At 65.5% G+C, this 13,643-nt stretch carries 10 protein-coding genes; 4 read left to right on the top strand and 6 right to left on the bottom strand.

Annotated features, from left to right (window positions below):
- The 5 genes from soxX to ACVW17_RS34720 all read right to left on the bottom strand — a co-directional run bounded on the left by soxX (position 1) and on the right by ACVW17_RS34720 (position 5,979).
- Positions 1–447, bottom strand: coding sequence for a sulfur oxidation c-type cytochrome SoxX (gene soxX, locus ACVW17_RS34740; RefSeq protein ID WP_456756088.1), 447 nt, complete (start codon positions 445–447; stop codon positions 1–3).
- Entirely contained in the window at positions 440–1,711 is a 1,272-nt protein-coding gene (locus tag ACVW17_RS34735) for an FCSD flavin-binding domain-containing protein (protein ID WP_456798515.1), read from the bottom strand. Before ACVW17_RS34735 ends, soxX begins: the two co-directional genes overlap by 8 nt.
- 59 nt (positions 1,712–1,770) lie before the next feature.
- On the bottom strand, positions 1,771–3,957 hold the full coding sequence (locus tag ACVW17_RS34730) for a molybdopterin cofactor-binding domain-containing protein (protein WP_456798514.1): 2,187 nt from the start codon (positions 3,955–3,957) through the stop codon (positions 1,771–1,773).
- A gap of 10 nt (positions 3,958–3,967) precedes the next feature.
- Positions 3,968–4,417 (bottom strand): (2Fe-2S)-binding protein, encoded by a 450-nt coding sequence (locus tag ACVW17_RS34725; RefSeq protein WP_456798513.1) that lies wholly within the window; start codon positions 4,415–4,417, stop codon positions 3,968–3,970.
- A gap of 152 nt (positions 4,418–4,569) precedes the next feature.
- Positions 4,570–5,979 (bottom strand): MFS transporter, encoded by a 1,410-nt coding sequence (locus tag ACVW17_RS34720; protein WP_456798512.1) that lies wholly within the window; start codon positions 5,977–5,979, stop codon positions 4,570–4,572.
- A gap of 984 nt (positions 5,980–6,963) precedes the next feature.
- Here ACVW17_RS34720 and ACVW17_RS34715 point away from each other — a divergent pair.
- Genes ACVW17_RS34715 through ACVW17_RS34705 form a run of 3 tightly spaced genes read left to right on the top strand, consistent with a single transcriptional unit; the run spans position 6,964 to position 10,875 of the window.
- Entirely contained in the window at positions 6,964–8,706 is a 1,743-nt protein-coding gene (locus tag ACVW17_RS34715) for an ABC transporter permease (protein ID WP_456798511.1), read from the top strand.
- 24 nt (positions 8,707–8,730) lie between these two features.
- Positions 8,731–9,756 carry an ABC transporter substrate-binding protein gene (locus ACVW17_RS34710; RefSeq protein WP_456756083.1) on the top strand — a complete coding sequence of 342 codons (1,026 nt, stop codon included), beginning with the start codon at positions 8,731–8,733 and terminating at the stop codon, positions 9,754–9,756.
- A gap of 15 nt (positions 9,757–9,771) precedes the next feature.
- Positions 9,772–10,875: an ABC transporter ATP-binding protein gene (locus ACVW17_RS34705; RefSeq protein ID WP_456798510.1), complete on the top strand. Its 1,104-nt coding sequence runs from the start codon at positions 9,772–9,774 to the stop codon at positions 10,873–10,875.
- A gap of 20 nt (positions 10,876–10,895) precedes the next feature.
- Here the strand turns inward: ACVW17_RS34705 and ACVW17_RS34700 are convergent, their stop codons facing one another.
- Entirely contained in the window at positions 10,896–11,684 is a 789-nt protein-coding gene (locus ACVW17_RS34700) for an IclR family transcriptional regulator (RefSeq protein ID WP_456798509.1), read from the bottom strand.
- A gap of 123 nt (positions 11,685–11,807) precedes the next feature.
- On the opposite strand from ACVW17_RS34700, the gene ACVW17_RS34695 reads away from it, so the two are divergent.
- Positions 11,808–13,625, top strand: a complete 1,818-nt coding sequence (locus ACVW17_RS34695) for a flavin-containing monooxygenase (protein WP_456798508.1) — start codon at positions 11,808–11,810, stop codon at positions 13,623–13,625.
- The last annotated feature ends 18 nt before the right edge of the window (positions 13,626–13,643 follow it).

The following is a 13,643-nucleotide window of genomic DNA, read 5'->3' as shown; positions in this document are numbered from 1 at the left end:
CTAGTCTCGCAGTGTCACCAAGTAAGCCACGATATCCTCGATCTGCTCCGCCGACAGGATCGGCTTGCCGCGCCATGCATTGCCGACGTGCGTGAACCCGTCGACGCGATAATAGGACGGCATGATCGTTGCCGCATTGAGGTGCGACGCGTCGACCAGGCGGAGCCGTAACTGCCCTTCCGACCAGCGGCTGCCGCTGCCCGCGAGGTTCGGCGCGAGGTCACCCTGGAACGCCTGCTCGGGAAATGGGCCGCTGTGGCAGAGGATGCAAGTGGAGGAGCGCTCGACGATCAGCGCACGGCCGCGGATCGCGTCGCCCTTGGTTCCCGTCAGCGAGACTGGAATCGCATCGCCCACGACGGTGTAGGGGCGCAGGTCCTCGGCGCCGGCGGGCGCGCAGGCTGCGAACCCAGCCGCGAGCAATGCGATGAGGGAACGCCTAGCCAAAGGCGTCTCCCGTGATTGTCTTGAACCAGTCGAGCGCCTGGTCGGCTTCGCGCTGGCGCATCTCGCGCGACGCGTCGACCGGGCTCGTCGTCACCTCGGCCTCCGCGTACTGATCCTCCTTCGGCTGATAGATGCCCTTCAGCGAGAACGCGTAGCCGGGAGCGACCGTGTTGTAGCAGGCGCCATCGAGCCGCGGCATCTCCGGCGGCTTGCCTGCAAGTGAATTCACGATCGCGGCCGCACAGGCCCGGCCTTGCGCCGCCGCGGCGGAAGCGGATTTCGGGATGCCGCCGGCGATCGCGGCATCGCCGATGACGTGGATATTGGGCACGAGCTTCGAGGCAAAGGTCACGGGATCGATCGGGCACCAGCCGGTGTGGTCGGCAGCGCCGGCGACCTCGGCGATGCGGCCGGCTCGCTGCGGCGGGATCACATTGGCGACCGCCGCGGTGTAATTGCCGAAGTCGGTGACGATCTCGTTGGTTGCCGGATCGACCGACGTCACCCGGCCGCCCTGCGACAGCGCGATCCGCTCGATCATGCCGGGATAGAGTTCGCTCCACGCTTTCTCGAACAGTTTTTGCTGCGAATAATTGTCCTTGGCGTCGAGCACCAGGATCTTGGACTTCGGCTTGTTCGCCTTCAGGTAATGCGCGATCAAGCTGGCGCGTTCGTAAGGCGCAGGCGGGCAGCGCAGCGGCGCGGCCGGCACCGCGATCACGACGAGGCCGCCATCCTCCATCGCCTCGAGCTGCCTGCGCAGCAGCAGGGTCTGCGCGCCGGCCTTCCAGGCATGCGGCATCTTCTCGGCTGCGGCCTCGTCATAGCCGGGCAGGGCGTCGAAGTGCATGTCGATGCCGGGGGCGAGCACAAGCCGGTCATAGGACTGCGTTGTGCCATCGGAAAGCGTGATGCTGCGCGCCTGCGCATCGACCTTGGTGGCCGCCTGCGCGGCGACGGTGATGCCGTCGGCCGCAATCTTGTCGTAGCTGAATTGCTGTGCGGAGAGCTCACGCAGGCCGGCGATCACCTCGTTGCTGAACGGGCAGGCGGTGAAGGTCTTGTTCGGCTCGATCAGCGTGACCTGAAGCTTTGCATCGAGCCGCCGCAGCGCCCGTGCGCAGGCCGCGCCGCCGAAGCCGCCGCCGATCACTGCAATGCGCGGCGCGGCCTGGGCCAGCGCCGGACATGCCAATGCGGCCGCTGCGACGACAGCGGCGCCACGGATCACATCCCTGCGCGTCCGATGACGCGAGACGGCCATGCACGATAATCCGGAAAATAAGGAAGCGGCGGCCGGTCGGGCCGCCGCTTCGGGTTTGATCAGGCGAAGGAGATGTTCTGGTTGCGCAGCGGGAAAGAACGGATGCGCTTCCCCGTCGCCGCGAAATAGGCGTTGAGCACCGCCGGCGCCGCAACGCCGATGGTCGGCTCGCCGACCCCGCCCCAGAACCCGCCGCTCGGCACCATCACCGATTCCACCTTGGGCATTTCGTTGATGCGCATCGAGTTGTAGGTGTCGAAATTGGTCTGCTCGATGCGGCCGTCCTTCACGGTGCAGCCGCCATAGAACAGCGCGCTGAGGCCGTAGACGAAGGAGCCCGCGATCTGCCGCTCCACCTGCGCCGGGTTGACGACATAGCCGGGATCGGTGGAGGCGACGATGCGATGCACCTTGATCTTGCTGCCCTCGGTCACCGAGATCTCGGCGGCGCCCGCAACATAGCTGCCATAGCCCATCACCTGCGCGATGCCGCGATAAACGCCCTGCGGGGCCGGCGTGCCCCAGCCGATCTTCTCGGCCACGGCATTGAGCACCGCGAGATGCTTGGGATGCTTGCCCATCAGCTTGCGGCGGAATTCGAGCGGGTCCTGGCCCACGGCCAGGGCCAGCTCGTCCATGAAGCATTCCATGTAGATCGCGTTGTGATTGACATTCACGCCGCGCCAGAAGCCCGGCGGGACGTGCGGGTTGCGCATTGCATGCTCGACCAGCAGGTTCGGCACCGAATAGCCGATCGCGGCCTCGCCGGATTGCGCCACGCCCTGGAACGCGGCAGGGTCCATGCCGTTTTGCAGCGCTTCCGGGCGCACTGAAAACAGGATGGATTGGCCCGACAGCCGGTAGTGCAGCGCGACCAGATTGTTGTCGGCATCGAACGCGCCGGTCAGCTTGCACTGCGTGACCGGGTGATATTTGCCGTGCTGCATGTCCTCTTCGCGCGACCACAACAGCTTGATCGGCGTACCCGAAATCTGCTTGGCGATCGCCACGGCCTGCCGCACATAGTCGGTCATGCCGCGCCGGCCGAAGCCGCCGCCGAGCATCAGCTTGTGCACGTCGACCTTCTCCGCCGGCAGGCCGGAGGCCTCGAGCGCTGCCGCGAACGCCGCCTCGCCATTCTGCGTGCCGCACCACACCTCGCATTTGTCCGGCGTGTAGAGCACGGTGGCGTTCATCGGCTCCATCGTGGCGTGGTTCTGGTAGGGATAGCTGTAGACAGCTTCCACCTTCTTCGCCGCGCTGGCGATCGCCGCCTTGGCGTCACCATTCTGGTTGCCGACATAGGCCGGCTGCGCGTTGTCGAGCCCTTCGGCGAGCCACTTCGCGATCGTCTCGCTGGAGACTTTTGCGTTGTCGCCTTCGTCCCAGACGATCGGCAGCGCATCGAGGGCGGTCTTGGCGTGCCACCAGGTGTCGGCGACGACGGCAACCGCGCTGTCGCCGACCGGCACCACCTTCTTGACGCCCTTCATGCCCGCGATCTTGGCTTCGTCAAAACTCTTCACCTTGCCGCCGAACACCGGGCAATCCTTGATCGCGGCGTTCAGCATGCCCGGCAGCTTGACGTCGATGCCGTAGATCATCTTGCCGGTGGTCTTGTCGACGGTATCGAGCCGCTTCAGGCCCTTGCCGGCGATGGTCCAGTCCTTCGGGTCCTTCAGCTTGACGTCGGCCGGCGGCTCGAGTTTGGCCGCGGCTTCCGCGACCTTGCCGTAGGTCGTGGTCTTGCCCGATGGCGTATGGGTGATGACGCCGTTGGAGACCTTGCACTCCGCGGCCGGCACCTTCCACTCATTGGCCGCGGCCTGGATCAGCATCACGCGCGCGGTGGCGCCGCCCTTGCGGACATAGTCCTGCGAGGTGCGAATGCCGCGGCTGCCGCCGGTGGAGAAATCGCCCCAGGCGCGCTTGCGGGCGACGCTCTGGCCGGGCGTCGGATATTCGGTGGTGACCTTCGACCAGTCGCATTCCAGTTCTTCAGCAACGAGCTGGGCGAGGCCGGTGAGCGTGCCCTGGCCCATCTCGGAGCGGGCGATGCGGATCACCACGGTGTCGTCGGGCCGAATCACCACCCAGGCATTGATTTCAGGCGCGCCGCCGGCGGCGCGCACCACGGTGGGGCCGCCGAACGGCAGATCGAGGCCGAGCGCGAGGCCGGCGCCGGCGGTTGCCGTTCCGATCACGAAAGCGCGGCGGTTGAGTTTTGGCATGACGTGCTGATTCATCCCTGCCTCCTCACGCGTTCGCGGCAGCATGGATCGCCTCGCGCACCTGCTGGAAGGTGCCGCAGCGGCAGATATTGGTGATGGCGTCGTTGATGTCGTTGTCTGATGGCTTCGGGTTCTCTTTCAGCAGCGCCGCCACGGCCATGATCATGCCGCTCTGGCAGTAGCCGCATTGCGGCACGTCGTTCGCGATCCAGGCGAGCTGCACCTTGTGCATCGCGCCGTTGACCTCGAGACCCTCGATGGTGGTGATCTCCTTGCCGGCGGCTTCGCCGACCGTGACGCCGCAGGAGCGCATCGCGACGCCGTCGACATGCACGGTGCAGGCGCCGCATTGTGCGATGCCGCAGCCGTATTTGGTTCCCGTCAGTCCGACATTCTCTCTGATCGCCCAGAGCAGCGGGGTGTCGTCCTCGACGTCTACTGTAATTGTCTTGCCGTTGATTTTGAGGTTTGCCATCGCGATCCCCTGAATGGTCCAATCCTCCGATTGGACTCCAGCGCGATGTTGGCCTTGAAACTGGAACGTTTCAAATCAAGAAAACGCGTTTGCGGCGCGGAAGAAAGCTGGTCGCGCGGTGTTTGGTCGCGCCCTCGCGCGCGACATGCCTGTCATGTCTTTTGCGGTGAGGCGACGGCCAGGCGCAGGAAGCTCATGACGCTGCCGAGCGTGGCAAACCCCGCACCCAGCGCCAGCGCCACGGTGGCGCCCTCGCGGTCGGCCAATGCGAAGCAGAGCGCGGCGAGGGCGGCGCCGGTGGTCTGGCCGGTCAGCCGGGCAGTCGCGACGATGCCGCTGGCGCTGCCGCTGCGATGCGACGGCGCGCTCGACATGATCGCCTTCATGTTGGGAGTCTGGAAGAAGCCGAAGCCGATGCCGCAGATCATGGTGCGCCAGACGATGTTGGCGACGCTCGGCTCCGCCGGCAGCGTCGCCAGCAGCACCATGCCGAGCCCGAGCAGCAGCATGCCGATGCCGCCGAGGATGCCGGCCGGATAGCGATCCGACAGCCGGCCGCCGATCGGCGCCATGAAGGCGACCACCAGCGGCCAGGGCGTCATGAAGAAGCCGGTCTCGACCTGCGAGCGGTGCAGGATGTCCTCGAAGTAGAACGGCAGCGACACGAAGGCGAGGCCCTGCACGGCGAATGAGCAGACCGCGGTCGCGGCCGACAGCGCGAAGATCGGCCGGCGGAACAGGTCGATCGGCAGCATCGGCGCCGGATGATCGGCATGCCGCCGGGTCAGGATCCAGCCGAACAGCACTGCGCCGACCAGCTCGGCGATCACCAGCGCGGGCGCCGTCTTGTGGGCGGCGCTGCCGATGCCGATGATGAACAGGCCGAGGCAGGCGCAGGCGAGCGCGGCGCCGGTGAAGTCGAAGGCGTGGGTGGCGCGCGGCGTCTTCGGCAACGTCTTCATGCCGATCAGCAATGCGATGATGCCGAACGGAATGTTGACGGCGAACAGCCAGGGCCATGGGCCGAGCGCGAGGATGCCGGAGGCGATGGTCGGCCCCAGCGTGAAGGCGGTCGCGACCACGAGTGCATTGTGGCCGAAGCCGCGGCCGTGCATCCGGCTCGGATAGACGAACCGCACTAGCGCCGTGTTGACGCTCATCAGGCCGCTGGCGCCGAGCCCCTGTAATGTCCGCGCGACCAAAAGGCTCGGCAGCGACCACGCCAGCGCGCAGCCGAGTGACGCCAATGTGAACAGCAGCAGGCCGCCGAGATAAATCCGCTGATGGCCGACGATCTCGCCGAGCGCGCCGAGCGGCAGCAGCGTCGCGACCAGGGCGATCTGGTAGACATTGACGACCCAGACCACCTCTGCAGGGCTGACATGCAGATCGCTGGCGATCGCCGGCAGCGCGATGTTGGCGATCGCGGTGTCGAGCGAGGCCATCGCCAGCGCCGTGAAGATCGCGGCCACCGCCCATCGGCGGGTCTCCCAAGGCAACCCATCTGGCAATCCATCGGTGATCGGCGCCGCTGCCGCGGTGGTCGGGGTCTTCTCGAGCATGTGTGAAAATGTCTCCAGACGGCCATGTACTACGCCGGCCTCGCGTTCCCCAGCCGCGCCATTGCATGATGCGTATGCGAAGCGGTCTTGCCGGGCGCGCCGGCACGCTCCTGTCGAGGGGAGGGTGCGGCGAAGTTTCTTCGTTTTTTCCGAATTAGCTCTTGACGCGCACCCCAACTCAGATGTTCAATAGGTTCGTCTCGCCCGACACGAGGGGCGCTTCGCGGTCGTCACGAACGCGGGTCGAGATGCGGTGGACGCCGATTGCGCAGTCGACGAACGCGCATGAGGCGGACGGCGAAATCGTGCAGGCCTGACGCCCTAGCGGTAGGTGTCTCTTCGGATTGCGCAATGCGCGTCGCGAAGGCGGTGACAACAAAGCCAAGTCTCGCCGGGGAGAGCACGTATAAGCCGTAACCCATCGCGCAGGGAAAGCCGGATTGCTCCGGTTACACCTGTGGTCCTACCCCCGAGCTTTCTACCCCATTGCTCGGGGCCCATGGGTGCGATCGGCACCCGGCTTTCCCTGCGCCCTCTTCAAGCGAGGGCGGAACGAAGAGCAAGACTCGGACAATTCATGTCGCGAGAACACGAAACTGCGTCCTCACCCAAGCTGTCATCGCCCGGCTTGACCGGGCGATCCAGTACGCCGCAGCCCATCGGTTCAATAACGACTGCCTCTGGAATACTGGATCACCCGCTTTCGCGGGTGATGACACCGAGAGCGTGGCAATTGAATCGAGACCGATCCTCATCGTGGTCGCGGCGAGGACCGGGACGACGATGAAATTGGGGTGCGTGAGCGGGATCAATCGAACGCGTGTTCCCGCAGTGTGTCACACAACCGCACGCAGACGACTTTCGGATAGCTTGCGTCATAATCGCGATCGACTACCCTTGGCATACGAGCAGGCGCGACGTCAGATCGGGCCGCAACAGGGGAAGCGCGCATTGCACGGACCGACCGACCGGCGCAGCGAAGCCATGCGAAGCGCCGGTGAAGCCACCCGCCGCCGCGCGCTCACCGGTCTCTGGGTCGCAGCCTTGCTGGCGGTCCTCAGCTTCCTGGTCATCTATCCCGTCTTGATGCTGCTGCTCGGTGCGCTCACCGACACCAATCCGGTGGTCGACGGCGTCCGTCTCAGCCTGAGCCATCTGTCGATCGCCAATTTCCTCGCGGTGCTGGCCAATCCGAATGTCGGCGAAGCGTTGCTCAACACGCTGATCGCCTGCGGCGGCGGCACACTGATCGCGGTCGCGATCGGGCTGTTGTTCTCCTGGATCGTGGTTCGCAGCAACACGCCGTTCAAGGGCTTCATCGCCGCGGCCAGCATCCTGCCGTTGTTTGCGCCGCCGCTGGTGGCCGGCGTGGCCTGGGCGATCCTCGGCTCGCCGAAGACCGGGCTGATCAACACGATATTCAAGTGGATGGGATCGGACCTGCGCGTCGATCTCTATTCGATGTGGGGCATGGTGTTCGTGTTCGGCATCTACTACGCGCCCTATGTCTACATGTTCACCTCCTCGGCGCTGCGCAACATGGACCCGAGCCTGGAGGAGGCCGCGGAAATCTCCGGCGCCAGCGCGTTCGCGACGCTGTTCACGGTGACGTTTCCGCTGATCATGCCGGCGATCGTCTCGGGCATGCTGCTGTCGTTCATCGTGATGCTCGGCATCTACGGTATTCCGGCCGTGCTCGGCGCGCCGACCAACCTGAACGTGCTGACGACCTACATCTTCAAGCTCACCAACTGGTCGCCGCCGCTCTACAACACCGCGGCCGCGGTCGCGATCATCCTGATGGTGGTCACGGGGCTGCTGGTCTATCTGCAGCAGAAGCTGCTGAGCGGGCGCAGCTACACCACCGTCGCCGGCAAGGCATTCCGGCCGCGCAGCCTCGATCTCGGGCCGTGGCGCTGGCTCACCTTCGGGCTTGGGATCGTCTATCTCCTCGTCGTCGTGGTGCTGCCGTCGCTGGCGCTGATCGTTGCGGCGTTCCGCAAGTTCATGTTCATCCGCGACGCCGCCAGCCTGTTCGACATGCGGCAATACTCGCTGATGCATTTCGAGAGCATCTTCGACAATCCGCTGACGATGAAGTCGATCTACAACGCGCTCGAGGTCGGGATCATCACCGCAATTGTCGGCGGCGCGCTCGCCTTCGCGATCGGCTACACCATCCATCGCACCCGTGTCGCCGGGCGCGGCGCCATCGACCTGATCTCGACATTGCCGGTCGCGATCCCCGGGCTGGTGGTCGGTGTCGCCTATCTCTGGGCCTGGATCGGCGTGCCCGGCGGACTCTACGGCACGATCTGGATTCTTGCGCTCGCCTTCATCGCGCGCTTCATGCCCGACACCGTGAAATCGTTGTCGACCTCGTTCCTGCAGATCCATCGCGAGCTCGAGGAGGCCGCCTGGGTCTGTGGCCGGGGCATGCTCGGCACCATCGCCTCGATCGTGTTGCCGCTGGCGCGGCCGGGCGTGCTGGCGTCGATGACGCTGCTGTTCGTGCTGGCGATCCGCGAGCTCGGCTCGTCGCTGTTCCTCTACACCAGCAACACCATGGTGATGTCGGTGCTGCTGCTCGACTATTACGAGGGCGGCAATATCGGCAAGACCGCGGCCTTCAGCCTGGTGCAGACCGTGTTGCTCGGTGTCCTGATCGGCGGCGCCAACTGGCTGTCGCGCGGGGCTGCGCAGGGCAACGTCGCACGGACCGGATAACAAGAAACGACGGGAGGATTGGCGATGGATAGACGGACCTTCACCACACTGGCCTTGGCGAGCGCCGCAGCGCTTGCGCTGGTGCCGGCCGCTCGGGCGCAGGAGTTCGGCTCGGCGGAATTGATCGCGGCTGCCAAGGCCGAAGGCAAGCTCGTGTTCTACACCGCGAACTTCGCGGAGATCGAGCAGCAGGTCATCAAGGCCTTCAACAAGCGCTATCCGGAGATCAAGGTCGAGATGGTCCGCGCGCCCGGCGGTCAGCTCATCACCCGCGTGAAAACCGAGGCGGCGGCCGGCAAGCTGATCGCCGACGTGGTCGATCATTCCGATCGCGCGCTGATGCAGCCGCTGCAGGACCTGTTCCAGGACTACGCGCCGCCGAACGCGGCCGATTACGATCCGCATGCACTGATCTCGCCAAAATACTGGCCGCGCGCCACGATCGCCTGGTCGATCGCCTACAACACCGAGCTGGTGAAGGATCCGCCGAAATCCTGGATGGACCTGACCAAGCCGCAATATGACAAGCTGATCGGCCAGGTGTTCGCGCAGTCCGGCGGGACCACCTGGACGCGGATCATGTTCGAGCGCCAGGTGCTCGGTGAGGAGTACTGGGCCAGGCAGGCCGCGACCCATCCCGTGCTCTATCCCTCCGGCGCGCCGACCGCCGATGCGCTGGTGCGCGGCGAGATCGCGATCGCGCCGCTGCTCTACAACGTGATCTATCAAAAGAAGAAAGACGGTGCGCCGATCGAGATCTTCTTCCCGCCCGAGGGCGCGCCGGTCAATCCGTATGCGAGCGGCATTCCGAAGACGGCCGCGCATCCCAACGCGGCAAAGCTGTTCCTGAACTGGTGCCTGTCGAGAGAGGGCCAGACCTTCATGATCAAGGAACTCGGCAATCTCACATCGCTGAAGCAGCCGCCGGCATTTCCCGAAGGGTTCGATCCCAAGGTGGTCAAGCTCTGGTATCCGAACTTCGACGACTACGTGAAACTGCACGCGGCATGGGTTGCGGACTGGGACAAGACGTACGGGTATCGGCAATAGGCGACGAGGCAAGCGATGACGGCGACGCTCGAAGTCACCGATCTCAGGAAGCAGTTTGCGATCGGCCGCCCTGCGGTCGACGGGGTCAGCTTTGGCGTGCCGGCCGGCGAGATCGTGGTGCTGCTCGGGCCATCGGGCTGCGGCAAGACCACGACGCTGCGCTGCGTTGCCGGGCTCGAGCATCCGACCGGCGGCGAGATCAGCATTTCCGGGCGGGTAGTATCATCACCGGACCGCGGCATCCTGGTGCCGCCGCGTGCGCGCAACCTCGGCATGGTGTTCCAGTCCTATGCGGTGTGGCCGCACATGACGGTGCGTCAGAACGTGAGCTATCCATTGAAGCACCGCACCGTCGGGCGCACCGATGCCGCCCGCATGGTCGAGGAAGCGCTGGAACTGGTCGGGCTGTCCGACTATGCCGACCGGCCGGTGGTGGCGCTGTCGGGCGGACAGATGCAGCGCGTCGCGCTGGCGCGCAGCATGGTGTACCGGCCGCAGCTCTTGCTGCTCGACGAGCCGCTGTCGAACCTCGATGCCAAATTGCGACTGCGGTTGCGTGACGATCTCCGCGTCATTCTCAAGCAGACCGGGATGACCGCGCTCTACGTCACCCATGACCAGGCCGAGGCGGTCGTGCTCGGCGACCGCATCGGCGTGATGCGCGACGGCAAGCTGTTGCAGATGGACAGGCCCGACGTGATCTACAACCATCCGGCCGATCTGTTCGTCGCCAATTTCACCGGCGCCACCAACGAGCTCGCAGGCCGGCTCGTCGCCTGCAACGGCGCGTATGGCACGGTCGATTTCGGCGACGGCCGGCGAGGCGAGGTCGCCCTGTTCCAGCCGCTGGCGCCGGATGAGAGGGTGCGCGTGGCACTGCGGCCCGAGAACATCGCGATCGGCCGGCCTGATGGCGCCAATACATTCTCGGCAAAGGTGCTCGACCGCCGCTACCAGGGCACGCAGACCGCCTACGGCCTCGAACTATTCGGCAAGCGGCTGGAAGCAATCGAGCTCGGCACTGCCGCGCGCCATCAGGTCGGCGTCGAGGCGCAGGTCGCATTGCCGCGAGAATGCCTGTGGGCCTACCGCGACAGCGGGCAGGCATCGCAGGACTAGCTGTGCTGCCGATGCGCCGGTTAACCTTCCTCGACCAGCGCGCGGATGCTGCGCGCGAGGCCCAGGATGCGCGGGCCGCATTCGCGCTCGATCTGCTCGGCGCTGAAGCGGTAGGAGGGGACGCCGCAATTGACCGACAAGCACTCGCCGCTCGGCGTGCGATAGAGCGGGGCGGCAACGCCGAAGATCTCGCGCCGCCATTCGCCGAGCGAGATGGCAAAGCCGCGCTCCCGGCACAATTCGACGTCGGGCAGTGTGCGCTTCTGCACATAGTCGAACTCGTCGGGGCGCTCGGCCTTGACGCGCGCGACATAACGGCCGAGCTCGTCCTCGGTGAACAGCGACAGCAGCGCACGCCCCACCGCGGTCGGGGCCAGGGTGCTGACGAAGCCGACGTCGGGCACATGCGGCGCGGTGTCCGTGGTGCGCAGCGTCTCGACATAGATGAAGTCGATCCCGAACGGCATCGCGATCGACACCGTGCCGCCGGCATAGGTCGCGAAGTCGCGCATCAGCGGACGCGCGAGCTGGCGCACCTTCAGCGCCGACAGCACCGGATAGGCGGCGGCGAGCGCGCCGAGCCCGAGCACGAAGCGGCCTTTGGCGTCGCGCCTGAGATAGCCGAGCTGCTCCAGCGTGTAGGTCAGCCGCGACACCGTCGGCCGCGATAGCCCGGTATGCAGCGCGAGTTCGGCATTGGACAGCGAGCCGGGATGGCGGCGGAACGCCGCCAGCACGTCGAGGCCATGTGCCAGAGTGGTCGCAAAGGACGGATCCGGCTGAATTTCGGCAGGGGAAGATGCTGTCATACGGAATATTGGTCTCGGACGACCAATTTTGTCAATATATCGGAATGAATTTGCAAATCGTGTCGATATCGGTTTATCTGCCGGAAATAAGGATAAAGAGCCGCTGGAGCGAGGCGCCCGCCGATGACGATGACCGAGCAAGCCGATGCAAAGCCCGCCGCGATCGACAAGGAGCGGCTGCGCCTGAAGTATCAGCACGAGCGCAACAAGCGGCTGCGTCCCGACGGCAACGACCAGTACCTCCAGATCAAGGGCCAGCTCGCGCATTATCTCGACGATCCCTACACGCCGGTCACAGAACGCGCGCCGAAGACCGATCACGTCACCTTCGCCTTTGTCGGCGGCGGCTTTGCCGGGCTCGCCACCGCGGCGCGGCTGACGGAGGCCGGCGTCAAGGATGTCCGCATCATCGAGAAGGGCGGCGATTTCGGCGGGACCTGGTACTGGAACCGATATCCCGGCGCGCAGTGCGACACCGCGTCGATGGTCTACATGCCGCTGCTGGAAGAGACCGGCCATATGCCGTCGGAGAAATACGCGCATGCGCCCGAGATCCTGGCGCACTGCCAGCGGATCGGCCGGCAGTTCGATCTCTACGACAACGCGTTGTTCCACACCGAGGTGACGAGCCTCGATTGGGATGCGGCGCAATCGCGCTGGATCATCCGCACCACCAGGGGCGATGCCTTCACCGCGCAATATGTCGGCATCGGCACCGGCCCGCTGCATGTGCCGAAGCTGCCCGGCATTCCCGGCATCGAGCGCTTCAAGGGCCACTCGTTCCACACCAGCCGCTGGGACTACGACTACACCGGCGGCGATCCCCGGGGCGCGTTGATGGAGAAGCTCGCCGACAAGCGCGTCGGCATCATCGGCACCGGCGCAACCTCGGTGCAGTGCATTCCGCACCTCGCCCGTGCCTGCAAGGAGCTCTACGTGTTCCAGCGCACGCCGTCGTCGGTCGACGTGCGCGGCAACGGCCCGATCGATCCGGACTGGTTTGCCGGTATCGCGACGCCGGGCTGGCAACAGCGCTGGCTGGAGAATTTCACGGCCAACCAGGCCGGTGGATCGGCCGAGGAGGATCTGGTGCAGGACGGCTGGACCGACCTGTCGAAGCGGATCCGCGCCAAGGTCATGCTGCTGCCGCGCGAGCAGCGCACCGTGGAAAACATGCGCGCCGCGTTCGAGGATTCCGATTTCGAAAAGATGGAGGAGATCCGCAACCGGGTCGACAGCATCGTCCGCGATGCTGAGACAGCTAAAAACCTCAAGGCCTGGTACGGCCAGCTCTGCAAGCGGCCATGTTTCCACGACGCCTACCTTCAGGCGTTCAACACGCCGGGCACCCATCTGGTCGATACCGACGGCAAGGGCGTCGAGGAGATCACCGAGAACGGCATCGTCGTCGCCGGCAAGGAATACGCGCTCGACTGCATCATCTATGCGTCCGGCTTCGAGGTCGGCACCGAGTACAAGCGCCGCGCGGGCTTCGATCTGACCGGTCGCGACGGTCTCAAGCTGTCGGAGCACTGGGCGCAGGGCATGCGCAGCAAGCACGGCATTCACGTCCACGGCTTCCCCAACGTGTTCTTCGTGCAGCCGACGCAGGGCGCCAACCTGATCTCCAACGTGCCGCACAACCTGACCGAAGCGGCGCGGACCATCGCGCTGATGGTTGCCCACGCGCAGGACAACGGCTTCAAGGAAATCGAGGTCAGCAGGGAGGCCGAGGATCGCTGGGTCGAGCTGCTGCTCACCGCGGTCGGCCGGATGATCGGCGGGCCCGATTGCACGCCCGGCTATTACAACAATGAGGGACGCGAGCCGGGGCCCGCGGCCAAGCTCAATGTCGGCTATCCCGCCGGGCCGTTGGCCTACTTCAAATATATCGATGGCTGGCGCAGCAACGGCCGGTTCGAAGGCGTGCAATTCCGCTGAGCGACATGCGATCGAAAC

The sequence above is a fragment of the Bradyrhizobium sp. USDA 4473 genome, assembly GCF_054063335.1.
The sequence above is the reverse complement of the archived record's forward strand: the minus strand, read 5'-3'. Positions and strand labels throughout refer to the sequence as shown.

Coding starts and splice junctions, on each gene's coding strand:
- ACVW17_RS34720 (WP_456798512.1), bottom strand. CDS start 5,979: ATGCTCGAGAAGACCCCGACCACCGCGGCAGCGGCGCCGATCACCGAT.
- ACVW17_RS34705 (WP_456798510.1), top strand. CDS start 9,772: ATGACGGCGACGCTCGAAGTCACCGATCTCAGGAAGCAGTTTGCGATC.
- ACVW17_RS34700 (WP_456798509.1), bottom strand. CDS start 11,684: ATGACAGCATCTTCCCCTGCCGAAATTCAGCCGGATCCGTCCTTTGCG.
- ACVW17_RS34715 (WP_456798511.1), top strand. CDS start 6,964: ATGCGAAGCGCCGGTGAAGCCACCCGCCGCCGCGCGCTCACCGGTCTC.
- ACVW17_RS34730 (WP_456798514.1), bottom strand. CDS start 3,957: ATGAATCAGCACGTCATGCCAAAACTCAACCGCCGCGCTTTCGTGATC.
- ACVW17_RS34710 (WP_456756083.1), top strand. CDS start 8,731: ATGGATAGACGGACCTTCACCACACTGGCCTTGGCGAGCGCCGCAGCG.
- ACVW17_RS34725 (WP_456798513.1), bottom strand. CDS start 4,417: ATGGCAAACCTCAAAATCAACGGCAAGACAATTACAGTAGACGTCGAG.
- ACVW17_RS34695 (WP_456798508.1), top strand. CDS start 11,808: ATGACGATGACCGAGCAAGCCGATGCAAAGCCCGCCGCGATCGACAAG.
- ACVW17_RS34735 (WP_456798515.1), bottom strand. CDS start 1,711: ATGGCCGTCTCGCGTCATCGGACGCGCAGGGATGTGATCCGTGGCGCC.